The sequence below is a fragment of the Aeromonas sp. SG16 genome (assembly GCF_024436135.1).
Taxonomy (GTDB): Bacteria; Pseudomonadota; Gammaproteobacteria; order Enterobacterales; family Aeromonadaceae; genus Aeromonas; species Aeromonas jandaei.
The window spans coordinates 303,868-321,527 of the sequence record NZ_JANFNW010000001.1 but is presented as its reverse complement, the minus strand read 5'-3'; the positions used below and the strand labels follow the sequence as shown (position 1 = coordinate 321,527).

Sequence of the window (17,660 nt, the reverse complement as noted above, 5' to 3'; positions counted from 1 at the left end):
GCCGTCAAACCATGCAGTGGCACAATGGCGCTCTTTTTCCAGACCCTTGCCGATAGAGATCATGCCGCCCCATAGCCCTTCCCTCTCCCGCAGTCAGGTGCTCGCGTTTACCACCCTCTTGATCCTGCCTCTGCTGCTGCTTGCCATCCTCCCTTGGCAACCCTTTCTGACCGGCTCGCTGCAATCGGGCTGGCTCTGGTGGCCTTATGCCCTCACCCGCATGGTCGATATTCCCGGAATTGGGATCAGCGCCGCGCTGCTATTGCTGCTGACCAGGCAGAAATTGCAGCTCGATCGCTCGTCCTTGCTGGCTCTGGTTGGCGCACTGCTGGTGCTGCTCGCCGGAGACTGGCTCATCAAAAGCATCATCAAGCATCTGACCGAGGAGCCCAGACCCTATCTGCTCTGGCTAGAGAGCCAATCCCTGATCCCCACCATCAAGAGTTTCTACGCCGCCAGTACCGAAGTGCGCAGCGAACAGGTACACGCCGCCAGCCAGCTGCTGGCGCTGCCCCAGTGGCTTGGCAATCACTGGCAAAAGGAGGTGAACTACGCCTTCCCCTCCGGCCACAGCATCGCCGCCATGAGCCTTGCCCAATTCTTTGGCCTCATCTGGCTGGCTCGCGCACCGGCAGGGGTCTGGCTGCTGCCGCTCTGGGCCTTCGGCATAGGGCTGTCACGCATGGTGATCGGCATGCACTGGCCAACCGATGTGCTGGCCAGTGCCATTCTCGGCAGCATCACGGCACTACTGGCCGCTCGCTGGTGGCTGCACAGATATTGAGCCATCGCTTGTCCCGCAAGGCTCCCTCTTGCGGGATGGGGACAAGCCTGCGCTTTTTTGCCATAATGCCGCCTCATTTTATGCTGACCGAGATCCCATGACCGACGCAGTTCATACCCTCAAGGGCCGTTTTCGTGGTTTTTACCCCGTCGTCATCGATGTTGAAACAGCCGGCTTCAACGCCAAAACCGATGCCCTGCTCGAAATCGCGGCTTATACCCTGAAAATGGATGAGCAGGGGTGGCTCCTGCCCGATCAGATTTTCCATTTTCATGTGGAGCCTTTCGAAGGTGCCAATCTGGAGCGTGCCGCTCTGGAGTTCACCGGTATCGATCCCTTCAACCCGCTGCGCGGTGCTGTCTCTGAAAAAGAGGCGCTGACCGAGATCTTCAAGGGGATCCGCAAGGGGATGAAGGAGAGCGACTGTAGCCGCGCCATTATCGTGGCCCACAACGCCACCTTCGATCACGGCTTCGTGATGGCGGCAGCCGAGCGGGCTGGCCTCAAACGCAATCCGTTCCATCCGTTCGCCACCTTCGATACCGCCGCCCTCTCCGGGCTGGCGCTGGGCCAGACCGTGCTGGCCAAGGCGTGCCAGAGCGCCCGCATTCCGTTTGACAACAAAGAGGCTCACTCTGCTCTCTATGATACCGAGCGGACCACCGACCTCTTCTGCCATATCGTCAACCGCTGGAAGAGCATGGGCGGCTGGCCGCCAGTCGGGCCGGATAGCGACTCCACCTCCGGAGATGAGGATCTGGAATAAGTTGCAAAGGCTGCCGCAGGCAGCCTTTCTTTATGTACCTTGACTCTCTTTTGCCTCTATTGCCTCTATTGCCCCTCCAACGCCCGCTTTATCCCCCTGGCAATTCCCACACGAGTGCAAGATGGGAGCCGCGACATACGAAGAGCAAATACCATCCCCGATCAACTTTGTTTCAGATGACCTTGGTCAGATGCCCGTTTTGACCGATTTTTTTCTCGACATTTGTCACATTTTTCGCAAACTAACTCCCCTTCACATGACAGACAGCAATAACAAACATAAGGAAATCAAATGAATCCAGTTGTTATCGCAGTCGGACTGATGCTGGTGCTCAGTCTGCTGCGGATCAATGTGGTGGTCTCACTTGCGCTGGGCGCCATTGCTGGCGGCCTGGTCGGCGGGCTCTCCCTGACCGATACCCTGGCAACCTTCAGCGGCGGTCTGGGTGGCGGCGCCGAGATTGCCCTCTCCTACGCCATGCTGGGGGCCTTTGCCGTCGCCATCTCCCGCTCCGGGATCACCGACCTGCTGGCCAGCAAGGTGATCAGCCAGCTGGGCAAGGATGCCAGCAGCAGCCGTATTTTGTGGGTCAAGACCCTGCTGCTCTCATCCGTTCTGGCAGTGTCCATCTCCTCGCAAAACATCATCCCGGTGCATATCGCCTTTATTCCGATCCTGATCCCGCCCCTCCTCCATGTGATGGCGCAGATGCAGATCGACCGTCGTCAAGTGGCCTGTGTCATCACCTTCGGCCTGACCGCCACCTATATGGTGCTGCCGGTCGGCTTTGGCGGCATCTTCCTGAACAATATTCTGGCCAAGAACCTTATCGATAACGGTGTGCCGATCACCTCCAGCCAGATCCCGCTGGCCATGGCCATCCCGGGTTGTGGCATGGTGCTGGGCCTGCTGATTGCGGTCTTCTTCAGCTACCGCAAGCCCCGCCAGTATGACCTGGCCAAGATCCTGGAAGCCGAGCCGGAAACCGTCGAGCTCAATCTCAACCATATCTGGGTGGCCCTGCTGGCTATCGGCGTCGCACTTGGTCTCCAGCTGATGACCAACAGCATAGTACTGGGGGCATTGGCCGGTTTTGTCATCTTTACCTGCGGTGGCGTCATCAAGTTTCGCGAGAGCCAGGATGCCTTCACCCAGGGGGTACGCATGATGTCGCTGATCGGCTTCATCATGATCTCCGCCGCCGGCTTTGCTGCTGTCATGAAGGCGACTCACGGCGTCGAGAGCCTGGTTCAGGTCGTTTCCAGCTCTATCGGTCAGCACAAAGGCATTGCCGCCTTCCTGATGCTGCTGGTGGGCCTGCTCATCACCATGGGAATTGGCTCCTCCTTCTCCACCGTGCCCATTATCGCCACCATCTATGTGCCGCTCTGCCTGCAACTGGGTTTCTCTCCCATGGCGATCATCGCGCTGGTCGGTACCGCCGGTGCGCTGGGGGACGCAGGCTCGCCAGCTTCGGACTCCACCCTCGGCCCCACATCGGGCCTCAACGCTGATGGCCAGCACGACCATATCTGGGACAGCGTGGTGCCCACCTTTATCCACTACAATATCCCGCTGGTTATCTTCGGCTGGATTGCCGCCATGGTGCTCTGACCTGAAAATGGCACTGTCTAGATAGCAAAGGCGGCCTGTTGGCCGCCTTTTTGTTGCTGATGGCAAGTTGTTTTCTGCTCTACCCGAGCGCCACTTCCTGCATGATGGCGCGATTGACAAAGTAGCGGTGGCAGAACTGGAGAAAGTCCTGCAAGGTCAACGGCCTTGAGTAGAAGTACCCCTGGATCTCGTCCACCCCTATGCTCAGCACCGCCTTGAGTTCGTCATTGTTTTCCACCCCTTCGGCCACGACACGCACCCCCAGCTGATGAGAGAGCGAGGTGATAGCCTCAACAAAGAGTGCCTGCCGGGTATCGTTGTCGATGGCGGTGATAAAGGAGCGATCAATCTTGAGCTTGTCGAAATAGAGCTCACGCAGATATGAGAATGAGGACCAGCCGGTTCCAAAATCATCGAGTGCCACCCGCACCCCGATGTGGCGCAGTGAGGCGATGATCTGCTTGCTCAGCTCGATATCATCCAGCGCTATGGTCTCGGTCAATTCCACGATCAACTGCTGTAACCCGAGCGGGCCGACACTCATCCTCTCCTCGACATTGGCAGCCAGCCCCATATTGAACATGGAGCTGGAGAGGTTGACCGAGATCTCCAGCAACTCCACCAGATCTTGCGGGAAGATGGAAAGATCACGCTGCAAACGGTGGAAAATCCAGAGCCCCAGCGCCTCTCCCAGACCGTTTTCCTCTGCCAGCGCTATGATATCGAGCGGCGGAATAAAGCCATATTCCGGGTGATTCCAGCGGATCAGCACTTCGGCCCCAAGCCGGACAGCACTCTGACCACGCACTATCGGCTGATAGTAGAGGCAGAGCTGCTGGCACTCGGGGCTCTGGATCAATTCACGCAGCTCGGTCGAGAGGCGGCGGTTGCGCAGGTAGTGTTGATGCATGGCTCGGGAGAAGACTACCGAACGATGAAGCCGCTGGCGCTTGGCACTATCGAGGGCGATATCGGCAAACAGCAACATCTCTTCCGGAGTATGTACCGGGCGAGCATACTGGCTTACCCCCATAAAGACCCTGACCCGGTGCGCCGGATCTGCCGCAAAGGCCAGATCGGCCAACTCGGTGCGCAGCTGCTCCAGAAAGGGGAAACGCAGATAGGTCGGCATGGCGCCGGAGATAATGATGGCAAACTCGTCGCTGCCGGTGCGGGCCACAAAAATACCGGGCGCCGCCACGTTTTGTATCCGCTCGGCCAGCTGTTTAAGCAACCCATCCCCTATCTCGTATCCCAGGCTGTCGTTCACTTCACGAAAGTGGCCCAGATCCACAAGGCAGACAGTGATACTGCTGCCGCCGCCACGATAGGCAGCCCGCAACTTCAGGTGCTTGATAAGCGCCGCCCGATTGGGGAGACGGGTCAGGGGATCGTTCCACGCAAGAAACTGCTGGTGACGCACTTCGCGAAACAGCATCACCAGCATCACCATAGTTGCCGACATCAGAAAGGCGAGAATGGCAAAATTCTGGGTACGCGACTCATTGAGCAGCTCGCGCTGAGCAATGGCAGAGGGGCCGGTAAAGTTCTTCACCATGACATCACGAATAGCCGCCAGATCGCGATCAAGTTCTATCGAGAAACGAGCTAACCGGGTCGAATCGCGCGTTCCGCTCACCACATCCTGTTCGTACTCTTCAAACAGCGACATCAGCTGCCCTGCGGCTTGGGCAGCACCAAAGCGAGACCTGACCGGCTTTGCCTCTTCACCATGCAGGAAAACATCAAGTCGGTTCCAGGCGATATCAAACCGCTTGTTCATCTCCTCCTGACTCACCGAGCCGGCGCGATAAAGCTGGAGTGATTCGCCAAAACCGTGAACTTCCAGCTCCAACTGTGCCAACGCCCAGGCTGACAACTGGGTATAGCGAGTAACAGCATTGAATGCGCGGTCATAGTTCCAGACCGACCAGATGGCGACCCCCAAAAAGGCAGTCACCATCAGGATCAGGCTGACAAACTTGCCGCGCAGCATGTTACTTGCTCTCTAGCCCAATCAGCTGCCACACCATGCGGCTGTGATAAAGCTCCTTGTTCAGGTCGGGGTAATCAGAGAGCGGGTAGATAATCCAGAGAGGTCCTTTGTTGCGCAGGGTCAGCGGCTTGCCATCCTGTTTCTCGGCAACCAGCACAGGATACTTGTCACCATCCTCGACAGGCACGGCAGCCCAGTAATCATTGATGGCCATCGCCTTGACTTCGCTGCTCTTTAGGCCGTATTTCTTCACCAGCTCCCGCAGCAGCACCCCGCGGTAAGTGTGACTACCTTCGGTCCAGGGCGTTTTGGTGGTCACTTCGCTTTGCGGCAGTGCCTCAAACTCGGCCCGGGTCAGGCTAATCTGCCCCTTGCCATTGCAACACCCATCACCCTTAATCGTCAGAAACGCATCGTCTGCCAGCACCACGCTCGATACGAGACACCCAGACAACAACAGCACTCTGCCAAACCATCCGGTCATGATGAACCTCCATGTCATTGTGTTCAGTTTATTAATCGTTCTCTCTTCTGCCATATGCAAACGAAAGAGAGGGGATACCGACTAAAGTCGCAGCCACACAACACAACACAACCAGAGGCACACCTTATTGACTACGACCTCAATGTCCTGAGACAGGATGACACCACTCCCCTATCACTCACAACCGTTTAACAAAAAAATAATGCCCTTTTGGCTCTCGTTTCTATCACCGAAGTAAGTTGTGCGCCCTCGATTCGCTATGGCGAAGCACCATCAGGAAAAACATAAAAAAGGCCGCTCAATGAGCGGCCTTCTGGCATTACCAATCAGGGATTAGCTGTCGCGGCGCTTGCCACCGAACTTGCGACCCTTGTCGAAACCGCCTTCACGGCGATCCTTGTTGAAGGGACGGTCACCCTGCGGACGGCGATCCTTGTTGAAAGGACGGTCGCCACGGAACGGACGATCACCGCGCGGCGGACGACTGCTGGTGTTGCCACCGGCCGGCACTTCGGTGTAGCGAGTGATCTGCAGCGGACGCTGGCAAACACGGGCTTTCTTGATCACTTCCAGCACATCGGCGCTCATGCCCTTGGGCAGGTCGACGGTGGAGAAGTCGTCAGCGATGTCGATGTTGCCGATGAAGCGGCTCTCGATGTTCGCTTCGTTGGCGATGGCGCCCACGATCTGGCCCGGCTTGACGCCGTGATGGGCACCCACGTCTACGCGGTAGCGCTCCATCTCAACGTCCGGATTGTCTTTGAGTGGACGCGGCTCCAGAGACGGCATGCGACGGGCCGGACGATCGCCACGGTCACCGAAGTCACGACCGCCGCGGTCATTGAAGTCACGACGCTCGAAGCCACCGCGATCGTTGCTGTTGTTGAACAGCGGATCCGGGATAGAGTCATCCAGCAGCAGCGGTTGGTCGCCCTGTACCAGCTTGGCCAGTGCGGCAGCCAGCTCCAGCGGATCGGCTGAATCTTCTTCGATCAGCTCGTTTACCAGGTTGTGATAGATCTCGAGCTCTTCGCCCATCATGGTTTCGCGGATACGCTCTTTGAACTTGGCCAGACGGTGCTGGTTGATGTCCTCGGTGCTCGGCATCTTCATCGGCTCGATGGCCTGACGGGTTGCGTGCTCGATGGCGCGCAGCATGCGGCGCTCGCGCGGAGCCACGAACAGGATGGCCTCGCCCTTGCGACCGGCACGACCAGTACGGCCGATACGGTGAACGTAGGATTCGGTGTCGTACGGAATGTCGTAGTTCACTACGTGAGTGATGCGCTCAACGTCCAGACCACGGGCAACCACGTCGGTGGCGATCAGGATGTCCAGCTGGCCCTGACGCAGCTTGTCAACGGTACGCTCACGCAGCTTCTGCGGGATGTCGCCGTGCAGCGCTTCACAGGCGTGGCCACGAGCGGCCAGCTTGCCAGCCAGTTCTTCAGCGGCGTTTTTGGTACGCACGAACACCAGCAGAGCTTCGTAGGGCTCGACTTCCAGCAGACGGGTCATGGCGTCCAGCTTGTGCAGACCGGTCACCTGCCAGTAACGCTGACGAATGGTGGTAGCGGTAGCAGTCTTGGAAGCGATCTTGATCTCTTTGGGCTGCTTCAGGTGTTTCTGGGCCACACGACGGATCTGCTCCGGCATGGTGGCGGAGAAGAGCGCAACCTGACGACCGGCCGGGCACTGATCCATGATCCAGTCCACGTCATCGATGAAGCCCATGCGCAGCATTTCGTCCGCTTCGTCCAGCACCAGAGCTTTCAGACCGGAGAGATCCAGGTTCTTGCGACGGATCAGGTCCATCACGCGGCCCGGAGTACCGACGACAACCTGAGCACCGCGACGCAGAGCGCGGGTCTGGGTTTCGTAGGAGGCGCCACCGTAGATGGGCAGCACGTGGAAATCAGGCATGTGGTGGGCATAGCGTTGGCACGCTTCAGCCACCTGCAGAGCCAGTTCGCGAGTCGGCGCCAGCACCAGGATCTGGGTGTTGCGGTTACCAGCTTCCAGACGAGACAACAGAGGCAAGGCAAAAGCAGCGGTCTTCCCTGTACCGGTTTGCGCCTGCCCCAGCAGATCGTGGCCCGCCATCAGGTGGGGAATTGCTGCGGCCTGGATGGGGGACGGGCGCTCATAGCCCACGTCCTGCAGCGCTTTCAATACAGGCGCGGCCAGTCCAAGCTCACTAAAAAGGGGCAGTTGTTCGGTATCAGACATAGATTCTTCCAGATTAAGGCAGGCGGCTAACACCGCGGAATAGCAAAAAGGCGGCGATTATAGCGCCACTTTGTTCTGCTGTCTTGAAAAATGTGATAAGCCTCTCAAGACGTTGGCAATTATAGAGGGATCTTGCGAGTTAAGCTTGCTTATTTTTCACTCATGATGCGTTATTGCAGATCGTTCCTCTCCGGAGTCCTTGCCCCGCTTGTGCTTGAGCACCGCCATGGTCAACCGGCTGGTGCACAATAAACGACAACGTTCATCGCGAATTTCTATCTGCCACACCTGAGTCGTCGCCCCCAGATGCAGTGGCGAGCAGCGCCCCGTTACCACCCCTTCCCGCTTGGCTCGCAGATGGTTGGCGTTCACCTCCAGACCCACACAATAACTGTCAGGCCCGACCGCCATGTTGGCCGCGAGCGATCCCAGCGTCTCCGCCAGCACCACAGAGGCACCACCGTGCAGCATGCCAAGGGGCTGGTGAGTACGGTGATCCACCGGCATGGTGGCCTCCAGCCAGTCGGGGCCAAAGGCGGTATAGATGATGTCGAGGTGGGCCATCAGGGTATTGCGGGAGCTGGCGTTGAGCCCTTCAAGGCTCATGGGTCTGCGCCAGATAGGGGATGATTCCTGACTCATGAAAAGAGAACTCCTTCAATTGCATGGGGAAAATGGAGCATCACTGCATTGCACAACCAGCCTGCCCCGGCCAGCAGCCGGGGCAGGAGAAACCTGAAACCTCCCCCCTTACCACGGGTAGGTGACGCCGGGCCACTCGGCCCAGGGCATCTCCCGACCCGGCAAGCGAGGCTCTGACCACTGCCACACGTTGGCGAGCCAGGCGCGCAGCAGCTCTTCCAACTCTTCATCACTGATGGGAGCCTCGGCCACCTTCCAGAAAAAGAGCTCCGCCTCCACCTCTGGCAACACCGAAGGGTAAAGATAAACTCCGCCCCAAAATTGCGGCTCCCGATCCGGACTCCAGAGGCCATAGGCAAAGGAGCGCTTGGCCAGAAACTCCGACTGCTGCCACTCCAGATCTCCTTCGTGCTGACTCAGGCTGAAATTGGCGGAGGGCCAGATATCGTTTGGCCGAAACAGCTGATGGAGTTGCTCGCGCTCGCGCAGGATGGCGACAAACTCCACCACCGCCTGAGCGGGGGTGGCGGGCAACAACAAGAAACGCGGGTGCCGATAGGCTTTCGGCACCCGAAACCGCTTGGGAAATCGCAGCATCAGAGCAGCTCCAGCAGGGCTTGCAGCGGATGTTTGATCTTCTCTCCCTCCATCCGTTTGACCTGACTGCGGCAGGAATAACCGGTCGCCAGACAGCGATCCTGTGGCAAACGGGCCAGCGGCTCAGCCCAGCTCAACCCATAAATGCCCTTGGAGTTCTCCACCTGTTTGACATCGTGGCCATAGGTGCCCGCCATGCCGCAGCAACCGACCGGGACCGGTTGCAGTTTGGCGCCAAAGCGGCCAAACAGGGTGCCCCAGTCACCGTGAGTCGAGGGCTTGGCAGTCTTCTCGGTGCAGTGGGCAAAGAGATACCAGGGCTCTGCTGTCTGATCTTCACGTTTCGGCAGCACGTCGGCCGGAAGCGAGAGCAGCCACTCCTGCGGCAACATCACCTGAAAATCACCGCGCGCCGGCCCCAGCGCCTTGGCGTACTCGTCGCGATAGCAGAGCACCATGGCCGGATCTACCCCCACCATGGGAATGCCGAGCGTCGCAATCTTGTTGAGGAACTGGGCGCTGCTCGCCGCGGTGCGGGCAAAGGCACGCAGGAACCCCTTGATATGCTGGGGCTTGCCGTTGGGCTTGAAGGGCAGCAGGTAGGGCTGGAACCCGAGCTTGCTGGCGAGTTTCACCAGGTCGCGTACCACGGGGGCATCGTAATAGCTGGTGAAGGGATCCTGCACGATCAGCACTACCTTCTGGCGCAGCTCGGGAGTCATGGCCTCCAGACCTGGCAGGTCGAAGTAACGGGCGCGGTTATCGCGCAGCTCCTCGGCCAGAGTCGGCACGCTCAAGAGCGGCACATCGACCATGCCGATGCCCTTTGCAGCCGCCTTCTGAGCCCACTCTTTCTCGAGGAAGAAGTTGACCAGCTTCGGCGCCTTGGCAAGCAGCGGCGCATAGCTTTCAACGGTGCCGACGAAGTAATCCTTGGGCGCGCGCAGGTAGCGACCGTGGTAGAGCTGCATAAAGCGGGCACGAAAATCGGGTACATCCACCTTGATCGGGCACTGACTGGTGCACGCCTTGCAGGCCAGACAGCCAGCCATCGCCTCCATCACCTCGTGGGAGAAGTCATATTCGCCGCGCTGTTTGGCCCAGCTGTTGCGCACCTTGTCCACCAGCTGTTTGAAGCGTACGCCGCCGGAGTGAAGTGCCACCTCTTCCGCCAACGGGTCGAACCCCTGCTCCGCCAGCTGACGCAGCCATTCGCGCATCAGGCCGGCCCGCCCCTTGGGTGAGTGGCGGCGGTCGCGGCTGATCTTGACCGAGGGACACATGGGGGAGTCAGTTTCGAAGGTGAAACAGAGACCGTTGCCGTTGCAATCGAGGGCCCGGGTATAACTCTCGCGCACCGCCACCGGGATCTGGCGGTCAAACTTGCCGCGCTTGGGCCCATCCACCGATACCAGCTCGGCATCGCTGCCATAGGGGATACAGATCTTGCCCGGGTTGATACGGTTGGCCGGGTCGAACGCCCCCTTGACCCGCTGCAGCTCTTCCCACAGCTCGCCAAAGAAGGCGGGGCTGTACTCGGAGCGAAAACCCTTGCCGTGCTCGCCCCACATCAGGCCGCCATATTTGGCGGTGAGGGCCACCACCTGATCGGAGATGCGCCGCAGCAGCACCTCCTGTTCGGGGTCGCACAAATCGAGCGCCGGGCGCACATGCAGCACACCGGCATCGACGTGGCCGAACATGCCGTAGTCGAGGCCGTGGGCATCGAGCAGGGCGCGAAACTCCATGATGAAATCGGCCAGCGACTCTGGCGGCACCGCGGTATCTTCGGTGAAGGCCACCGGCTTCTTGCGCCCTTCGGCGTTGCCGAGCAGCCCCACCGACTTCTTGCGCATGGCGTAGATGGTCTCGATGCTCGGCAGGTGGTCACACACCTGATAGCCGATGATCCCGGCTTCACCGTTGGCCAGCAGCGCGTCGATACGGCGGCAGAGCTCAGCCACCTTGGCTTTGTGCGCAGTCTCGTCGGTATCGGCAAACTCGACAATATTGAGCCCCTGCAGATCCTTGCCGGGCACATCCTGAATAAGCTCTTTGACCGAATGCCAGATGATGTCGGCGCGGGCCAGCCCGAGCACCCGGGAGTCCACCGTCTCCACCGACAGCGCCTCGGCCTGCACCATAAAGGGGGCATTGCGCAGGGCGGAGGGGAAGCTGTCGTACTTGACGTTAACCAGGGTGCGATAGCGCGGAATGGGTGTGATGTTGAGTCTGGCTTCGGTGATAAAGCCGAGGGACCCTTCAGATCCGCACAGCACCCGGCTGACATCCAGCGTATCGGTATCAGGTTTATAGAGGTGCTTCAGATCGTAACCGGTCAAAAAGCGGTTGAGCTTGGGGAAGGTCGCCTCGATGTCGGCGCGGCGCTCCTTGCCGATGCGATAGAGGGTGCGATAGATCTCCCCTTCCCGATTCTCCAGCGCCAGCTTGTCGGCCAGTCGCTCACCGGTCAGTGGCTCGGTGGCCATCAGGTCACCGTTCTCCAGTACAGCTTTGAGGCCGAGCACGTGATCCGAGGTTTTGCCGTAAACCAACGAGCCCTGCCCCGAGGCATCGGTGTTGATCATGCCGCCTAAAGTGGCGCGGTTGGAGGTGGAGAGATCAGGCGAGAAGAAGTAACCGTAGGGCTTGAGATAAGCGTTGAGTTGGTCTTTCACCACCCCGGCCTGGGCGCGCACCCACCCCTCTTCCAGATTAATTTCCATGATCTGGTTCATATGACGGGAGAGATCGACGATAATGCCGCCGCCCAATGACTGACCGTTGGTGCCGGTACCGCCACCGCGAGGGAAAAAACTCAGAGTGTGGTACGCCGGCTCCGCCGCCAGCTTGAGCATCACTGCTATGTCGTCCGCACTGCGCGGATAGAGAACCGCCTGAGGTACTACCTGATAGACGCTGTTGTCCGTCGCCATCGCCAACCGGCTTGCATAAGACTTTTCGATATCACCACGAAAGGCGCTGCGCCCTAGCAACTCTAGGAACGACAGGGTTGTGGGTGACAAACTGTCCTGGTAATCGAGTCTCGGGATCATGAATCCTTGTTCCCTTATTTGCTTGATGCCGGCACCCCGGCGACTACGACTGACCCATCGCCCGTCAATGGCAATCAGGCCAGTCCGCTCACATGTGAGCGGGCAGTATATCAGCTCGAAAACCGCTTGCGCGTAGCAATATTAACCATTTGAAAGGAGGACTTTTATGGCTCACCACAGCCATGTTATCAGTACGCTGGTCACCACAGAGAAGCAGGCGCTTACCCTGTCGCTGTTTGGCTGCATCACTTTCGCCATCTTCGGCATCGGCTACGGCCTGTTCGTTGGCTCCAACGCCATCATGCTCGATGGTATCTTTACCCTGTTCAGCATGGGCATGACGGGCCTCGGTCTGGTCACCGCCTACCTCGTCACCCGCCCCTCCGATGACCGTTTCCAGTATGGCTATGCGCACTTCGAGCCTATCGCCAACGTCATCAATGGCTCCATTATTCTGCTGCTCTGTCTGGCGGCACTCTACAACGGCCTCACCACCCTGTTTGAAGGGGGACGGGAGATCGATCTCGGTCATGCCCTCATCTATGCCGTTGTCTCCACCTTCTTCTGCGCCATCCTCTACCGGATTGAAGCCCAGGTCGCCGAGCAGGTTGACTCCGAACTGGTGCGGGTAGACTCCAAGGAGTGGCTGGTGGATACCCTGCTCAGTGCCACCCTGCTTATCGGTTTCGTGGTCGCCATCGGCCTCGATGCCATCGGCTACGGCCAATACAACCGCTATATCGACCCGGTGCTGGTCTCGCTGCTGGCCCTCTGCGCCACCCTCATTCCCATCAAGGTGCTCGGTCGCAACCTGCGGGAAGTGCTGAAAATCGCCCCCAGAGGGGATGTTTCCCAGCTGGTCGAGAACGAAGTCGAGGCGCTGCGCCAGCGTCACGGCGTCGAGTGCTACAGCCATCTGGCGAAAAGTGGTCGCCGCTTCGATCTCGAACTCAACATTCTGGTCGCCCCGGGTCAGGAGTGGCCCGTCGAGCGGCAGGATGCCCTGCGTCAGGAACTCTGGTCCCGCCTCGGCGACACCCTGGGCGATGCCTGGCTCTCGGTCTGTTTCACCCGCGAAAAGCGCTGGTTGTAACCCGATAACCGGTGGAGGCTGGCAGCCAGCCTCCACCGGCTGCGTCACATCCCGACACCGCCCACTTGCCAAATTGGCGCCAGCCGCTATCATCAGGGCTCATTTTTAACCCGAGGTTTTATTGCCCATCATGGACAATCCCCGAAGTTGCCCTTCGTTTCTTCCCGTCAAAAGCTATCTGTTTCTGCTTAACCAGCGCCTCTGAATAACGCCATTGCCTTGCAGTCGCTGCGGCTTTCGCTAGCCCTGTTCACTGTTCGCTCTGTCTGTTTTTTTGAGGTCACATAATGGAATTGCTGCTGGATCCCCACATCTGGATCGGTCTTTTTACCCTGATCATTCTCGAGATCGTGCTCGGGATCGACAACCTGGTCTTCATCGCCATTCTGGTGAAAAAGCTGCCCCCCGCCCAGCGGGACAAGGCGCGCGTACTCGGCCTTGGCCTCGCCCTGCTGATGCGGCTGGTGCTCTTGAGCGTGATGTCGTGGCTGGTCACCCTCACCACCCCCATTTTGCATATCTGGGATCACCCCTTCTCCGGTCGCGATCTCATCCTGATGGGGGGCGGTATCTTCCTGCTGTTCAAGGCCACCTCCGAGCTGCACGAACGGCTGGAGGCCAAACCTCACGATGATGGCCCGGTCGGCGCCTACGCCAGCTTCGGCGTGGTGATCGCCCAAATTCTGGTGCTGGATGCTGTCTTCTCGCTGGACTCCATCATCACCGCCGTCGGCATGGTGGAACACCTCGGCGTGATGATGGCCGCCGTGACCATCGCCATGGTGGTGATGGTGCTCGCCTCCAAGCCGCTGACCCGCTTCGTCAACGCCCATCCGACCGTGGTGGTGCTCTGCCTGAGCTTCCTGCTGATGATCGGTTTCAGCCTGGTGGCGGAGGGCTTCGGCTTCCATATTCCGAAGGGTTACCTCTACGCGGCCATCGGCTTCTCGGTGCTGATCGAGTTTTTCAACCAGCTGGCCCAGCACAGCGCCATGCGCCACGAAGCCAAACAGCCGCTGCGCGAGCGTACCACCGCCGCCATCTTCAAGCTGATGGGGAGCAAGGCGTATCAGGACCGACCGGATGACGATCTGGATGCCCCGGCCGCCGCGCCGGTGAGCTTTGGCGAGGAGGAGCGCTACATGGTGACCGGCGTGCTGTCGCTGGCCGAGCGCTCCATCCGCACCATCATGACGCCGCGCTCCGAGATGGCCTGGATCGATATCAACGACTCCAGCGAGGATATCCGCATCCTGCTGCAGCGCGAACCCCACAGCCTGTTCCCGGTCTGTGACGGGGATCTGGACGAGGTGATCGGGGTGGTCAAGGCGCGCGACCTGCTGTTTGCCCTCAACGAAGGGCAATCCTTAAGCGCACTGGCCAAGCAGAACGACCCCATTATCGTGCCGCAGACCATCAACGTGATTAAGCTGCTGGCGGAGCTGCGCAAGGCGAAGGGGAGCCTCATTCTGGTGGCCGACGAGTTCGGCGTGATCCAGGGTCTGGTCACCACCCACGACCTGCTGGAGGCGATTGTCGGCGAACTGCCGGATGAAGACGAAACCCCCGACATGATCCGCGATGGCGAAGGGTGGCTCATCAATGGCAGCACCAACATCCACCATGTGGAGCAGGTGCTGGAGCACGAGGGGCTGGTGAGCGAAAGCGACGAGTACGTGACCCTGGCCGGCATGCTGCTCTCCCACTTCGGCACCCTGCCCACCCCGGGCCAGCAGCTGCAACTGCAGGCACTCAACTTCGAGGTGCTGGAGGTGAGCGAGCGGCGCATCGAGCGGGTGCGGGTGATGCCGGTCGCCGGCTAATCGTGCCGCAACGCAACCATAAGAAGAGGGCCTGTGAGCCCTCTTTTTTTATTCGCCTTGCATTTGCATGTGATGCACCGATTGCAGCGCCCGCTCGACCCCGCCAGCCATCCGGCGCGACGTTCATCCGCTGCCAGTCGCGATTGCTGCATGCAGTGCAATTCAATGGTGCAATTACCCCTCTTTGTTGCAACGCTATTGGCGGCTAGAGTCAGCCTCAATCCCACCATGAGGAACTCAAGATGAGCCACGATCACCTGTTTTGCCCGCAGCGACTGGGTCAGCTGCACCTTGCCAACCGCATCGTCATGCCCCCCATGACCCGCTCCCGCGCCAGTCAGCCCGGTGATGTGGCCAACGCCATGATGGCCAGCTACTACGCCCAGCGTGCCAGTGCCGGCCTTATCATCAGCGAGGGCACCCAGATCGATCCCATGGGCAAGGGCTACGCCTGGACGCCGGGCATCTACAGCGCCGATCAGATCGCCGGCTGGAAGCTGGTGACCGACGCCGTTCACGCCCAACATGGCACCATCTTCGCCCAACTCTGGCACGTCGGTCGGGTCACTCATCCGGACAACATCGGCGGCGCCCAGCCCATCTCGGCCTCGGCCCTGCCCGCGGTCGGCGTCAAGGTGTTTGTCGATAACGGCAGCGATGCCCCCGGTTTTGTCGAGACCGTCACCCCGCGCGCCATGACCCAAGCCGATATCGATGCGGTAGTGGGCCAGTTCCGTCAGGCGGCTCGCAATGCCATCAGCGCCGGTTTTGACGGCATCGAGCTGCACGCCGCCAACGGCTACCTCATCAACCAGTTCCTCGACTCCGAGTCCAACGCCCGCACCGACGGCTACGGCGGTTCGCTGGAGAACCGGCTGCGCTTCCTCAAAGAGGTGACCGAAGCGGTCTGCAGCGAGATCGGCGCTGACCGGGTCGGGGTACGTCTTGCGCCGCTCACCACCCTTAACGGCACCGTCGATGCCAACCCGCAGGAGACCTATCTGGCCGCCGCCCGCCTGCTGGGCCAGCTCAACGTGGTCTACCTGCACATCGCCGAAGCGGACTGGGACGATGCCCCCCTGATGCCGGAGAACTTCAAGCAGGGTCTGCGCGATGCCTTCCCCAACACCCTGATCTATGCCGGCAAATATGACGGCGAGCGGGCGCGCGCCGCCCTCAAGGCGGGCTGGGCCGACATGATTGGCTTTGGCCGTCCCTTCGTCGCCAACCCGGATCTGCCGGAGCGGCTGCGCCACGGCTATCCGCTGGCCCCCCACGATCCGGCCACCCTGTTTGGCGGCGGCGAGAAGGGACTGACCGACTACCCGACCTATCAGGCCGATGACGCATAAAACCGGCCGTTGCTTGCCAATGGCCAACAGACCACGATAAGCAGGCCCCACAGGTTGGGGCCTGCCGTATTGTTGCGCTATTGCGACAGTGGAAGTTTAACTGTCTTGCTGTTGCAATAATCTCATCAAGCTCTCCCCACTGTTTCGCAAGGAGTCATCATGAATCACACCCAAGCCTGGTGCTGGCATGCCCCGGGTGAACCGGATCAGCTCACCCTCGCCGACCTCCCGCTCTCTCCCCTTGGCCCCGATGAGGTACTGGTGGCCAACCGGGTCATCGCCTTCAATCCGGTGGACTGGAAGCTGATCGAATATGGTCACTCCCACTGGCAGGATGGTCAGGTGCCCGGCGTCGATGGCATGGGCACTATCGTGGCGCTCGGCGCCAACGTCAGCCATCTGCGCCTCGGTGCCCGGGTCGCCTACCACACCGATCTGCGCCACCACGGCAGCTTTGCCCGTCATACCCGGGTGCCGGCACGCGCCCTGCTGCCGGTACCCGATGCCCTGAGCGACGAGGCGGCAGCCGCCCTGCCCTGTCCCGGTCTCACCGCCTGGCAGGCGCTGGCCAAGCTGCCGCGCCTGCACGGGGAAGCGCTGCTCATCACCGGCGCCGGCAGCAGTGTCGGCCGCTTTGCGGTGCAGCTCGCCCTCCAGCAAGGAGCGCGGGTATTTGCCAGCGCCAGTCCACGTCATCATCCCTGGCTCAAACAGCTCGGGGTGCAGGGGGTGGCCGACTATCGGGAACCAGACTGGCTGGCCACCTTGCAGGCCGCCAACGGCAACGAGCCGTTCGAGGGGATCATCGATCTGGTCTCCAGCCAACAGGCAGAGAGCCTGCTGCCTGCCCTTGGCTACTACGGTCATATGGTGACTGTGCTGGGGCGCATTCCGCACAACCCGCTGCCCGCCTTTGCCCACTGCCACTCGTTGCACGAGATTGCGCTGGGAGCCCAGCACGCCTTTGGCTCGGACAAACAGTGGAGCCGACTGGTCGCCGCCGGTGTCAACATGATGGAGCAGATGGCGAGCGGCGAGCTGACCCTGCCGCCGCTGGTAGTTGGCAACTTTGAGACACTGCCTACCCTGCTCGAGCGCTTCAAGCGCGAAGGACAGGGCGAGAAGTTTCTGGTGCGAGTGGCATAGCGCTGACCTTCCCCGATAATCACACCGACCATTGAAACGAAAGAGGCCCGCCAGTGATGGCGAGCCTCTTTTTAAATC

Annotated in this window: 13 protein-coding genes; 7 read left to right on the top strand and 6 right to left on the bottom strand. The window is 60.0% G+C overall.

What is annotated here, in order from left to right; all coding sequences use genetic code 11:
* Positions 1–61 precede the first annotated feature (61 nt).
* From NOM67_RS01540 to NOM67_RS01530, 3 genes are all read left to right on the top strand, one after another.
* Positions 62–784, top strand: coding sequence for a phosphatase PAP2 family protein (locus tag NOM67_RS01540; RefSeq protein WP_255933284.1), 723 nt, complete (start codon positions 62–64; stop codon positions 782–784).
* Positions 785–881: 97 nt separating this feature from the next.
* Positions 882–1,550 (top strand): ribonuclease T, encoded by a 669-nt coding sequence (gene rnt / locus NOM67_RS01535; RefSeq protein WP_201929935.1) that lies wholly within the window; start codon positions 882–884, stop codon positions 1,548–1,550.
* A gap of 291 nt (positions 1,551–1,841) precedes the next feature.
* Entirely contained in the window at positions 1,842–3,164 is a 1,323-nt protein-coding gene (locus tag NOM67_RS01530) for a Na+/H+ antiporter family protein (protein ID WP_041209393.1), read from the top strand.
* A gap of 79 nt (positions 3,165–3,243) precedes the next feature.
* On the opposite strand, the gene NOM67_RS01525 is transcribed toward NOM67_RS01530, so the two are convergent.
* The 6 genes from NOM67_RS01525 to NOM67_RS01500 form a co-directional block, all read right to left on the bottom strand.
* The gene (locus NOM67_RS01525) at positions 3,244–5,160 is read right to left on the bottom strand and encodes a bifunctional diguanylate cyclase/phosphodiesterase (RefSeq protein ID WP_255933279.1); all 1,917 of its coding nucleotides are present in this window, start codon (positions 5,158–5,160) and stop codon (positions 3,244–3,246) included.
* Position 5,161: 1 nt separating this feature from the next.
* Positions 5,162–5,644 (bottom strand): molybdopterin-dependent oxidoreductase, encoded by a 483-nt coding sequence (locus NOM67_RS01520; protein ID WP_124242763.1) that lies wholly within the window; start codon positions 5,642–5,644, stop codon positions 5,162–5,164.
* 333 nt (positions 5,645–5,977) lie between these two features.
* Positions 5,978–7,873, bottom strand: coding sequence for a DEAD/DEAH box helicase (locus NOM67_RS01515; RefSeq protein ID WP_041209390.1), 1,896 nt, complete (start codon positions 7,871–7,873; stop codon positions 5,978–5,980).
* Positions 7,874–8,029: 156 nt separating this feature from the next.
* Positions 8,030–8,515 carry a hotdog fold thioesterase gene (locus NOM67_RS01510; protein WP_255933275.1) on the bottom strand — a complete coding sequence of 162 codons (486 nt, stop codon included), beginning with the start codon at positions 8,513–8,515 and terminating at the stop codon, positions 8,030–8,032.
* Positions 8,516–8,623: 108 nt separating this feature from the next.
* On the bottom strand, positions 8,624–9,112 hold the full coding sequence (locus NOM67_RS01505) for a hypothetical protein (protein ID WP_255933273.1): 489 nt from the start codon (positions 9,110–9,112) through the stop codon (positions 8,624–8,626).
* Positions 9,112–12,168: an FAD-binding and (Fe-S)-binding domain-containing protein gene (locus tag NOM67_RS01500; protein ID WP_255933271.1), complete on the bottom strand. Its 3,057-nt coding sequence runs from the start codon at positions 12,166–12,168 to the stop codon at positions 9,112–9,114. The genes NOM67_RS01505 and NOM67_RS01500 overlap by 1 nt, the downstream gene beginning before the upstream one ends.
* 166 nt (positions 12,169–12,334) lie before the next feature.
* Between NOM67_RS01500 and NOM67_RS01495 the strand changes: the two genes are divergently transcribed.
* The 4 genes from NOM67_RS01495 (at position 12,335) to NOM67_RS01480 (ending at position 17,582) form a co-directional block, all read left to right on the top strand.
* A complete protein-coding gene (locus tag NOM67_RS01495; protein WP_041209386.1) occupies positions 12,335–13,261 on the top strand; it encodes a cation diffusion facilitator family transporter in 927 nt (308 codons plus the stop codon).
* 287 nt (positions 13,262–13,548) lie between these two features.
* Positions 13,549–15,084: a TerC family protein gene (locus NOM67_RS01490; protein WP_071911441.1), complete on the top strand. Its 1,536-nt coding sequence runs from the start codon at positions 13,549–13,551 to the stop codon at positions 15,082–15,084.
* A 242-nt stretch (positions 15,085–15,326) separates the two neighbouring features.
* On the top strand, positions 15,327–16,436 hold the full coding sequence (locus tag NOM67_RS01485; RefSeq protein WP_255933266.1) for an alkene reductase: 1,110 nt from the start codon (positions 15,327–15,329) through the stop codon (positions 16,434–16,436).
* Positions 16,437–16,595: 159 nt separating this feature from the next.
* Positions 16,596–17,582, top strand: coding sequence for a zinc-binding dehydrogenase (locus NOM67_RS01480; RefSeq protein WP_255933264.1), 987 nt, complete (start codon positions 16,596–16,598; stop codon positions 17,580–17,582).
* Positions 17,583–17,660 lie beyond the last annotated feature (78 nt).

What these genes read in the sequence shown, in the direction of transcription:
- NOM67_RS01515 (WP_041209390.1), bottom strand. Translation starts at nt 7,873, where the DNA reads ATGTCTGATACCGAACAACTGCCCCTTTTTAGTGAGCTTGGACTGGCC.
- NOM67_RS01495 (WP_041209386.1), top strand. Translation starts at nt 12,335, where the DNA reads ATGGCTCACCACAGCCATGTTATCAGTACGCTGGTCACCACAGAGAAG.
- NOM67_RS01500 (WP_255933271.1), bottom strand. Translation starts at nt 12,168, where the DNA reads ATGATCCCGAGACTCGATTACCAGGACAGTTTGTCACCCACAACCCTG.
- NOM67_RS01510 (WP_255933275.1), bottom strand. Translation starts at nt 8,515, where the DNA reads ATGAGTCAGGAATCATCCCCTATCTGGCGCAGACCCATGAGCCTTGAA.
- NOM67_RS01520 (WP_124242763.1), bottom strand. Translation starts at nt 5,644, where the DNA reads ATGACCGGATGGTTTGGCAGAGTGCTGTTGTTGTCTGGGTGTCTCGTA.
- NOM67_RS01485 (WP_255933266.1), top strand. Translation starts at nt 15,327, where the DNA reads ATGAGCCACGATCACCTGTTTTGCCCGCAGCGACTGGGTCAGCTGCAC.
- NOM67_RS01530 (WP_041209393.1), top strand. Translation starts at nt 1,842, where the DNA reads ATGAATCCAGTTGTTATCGCAGTCGGACTGATGCTGGTGCTCAGTCTG.
- NOM67_RS01480 (WP_255933264.1), top strand. Translation starts at nt 16,596, where the DNA reads ATGAATCACACCCAAGCCTGGTGCTGGCATGCCCCGGGTGAACCGGAT.
- NOM67_RS01540 (WP_255933284.1), top strand. Translation starts at nt 62, where the DNA reads ATGCCGCCCCATAGCCCTTCCCTCTCCCGCAGTCAGGTGCTCGCGTTT.
- NOM67_RS01490 (WP_071911441.1), top strand. Translation starts at nt 13,549, where the DNA reads ATGGAATTGCTGCTGGATCCCCACATCTGGATCGGTCTTTTTACCCTG.
- NOM67_RS01525 (WP_255933279.1), bottom strand. Translation starts at nt 5,160, where the DNA reads ATGCTGCGCGGCAAGTTTGTCAGCCTGATCCTGATGGTGACTGCCTTT.
- NOM67_RS01505 (WP_255933273.1), bottom strand. Translation starts at nt 9,112, where the DNA reads ATGCTGCGATTTCCCAAGCGGTTTCGGGTGCCGAAAGCCTATCGGCAC.
- rnt (WP_201929935.1), top strand. Translation starts at nt 882, where the DNA reads ATGACCGACGCAGTTCATACCCTCAAGGGCCGTTTTCGTGGTTTTTAC.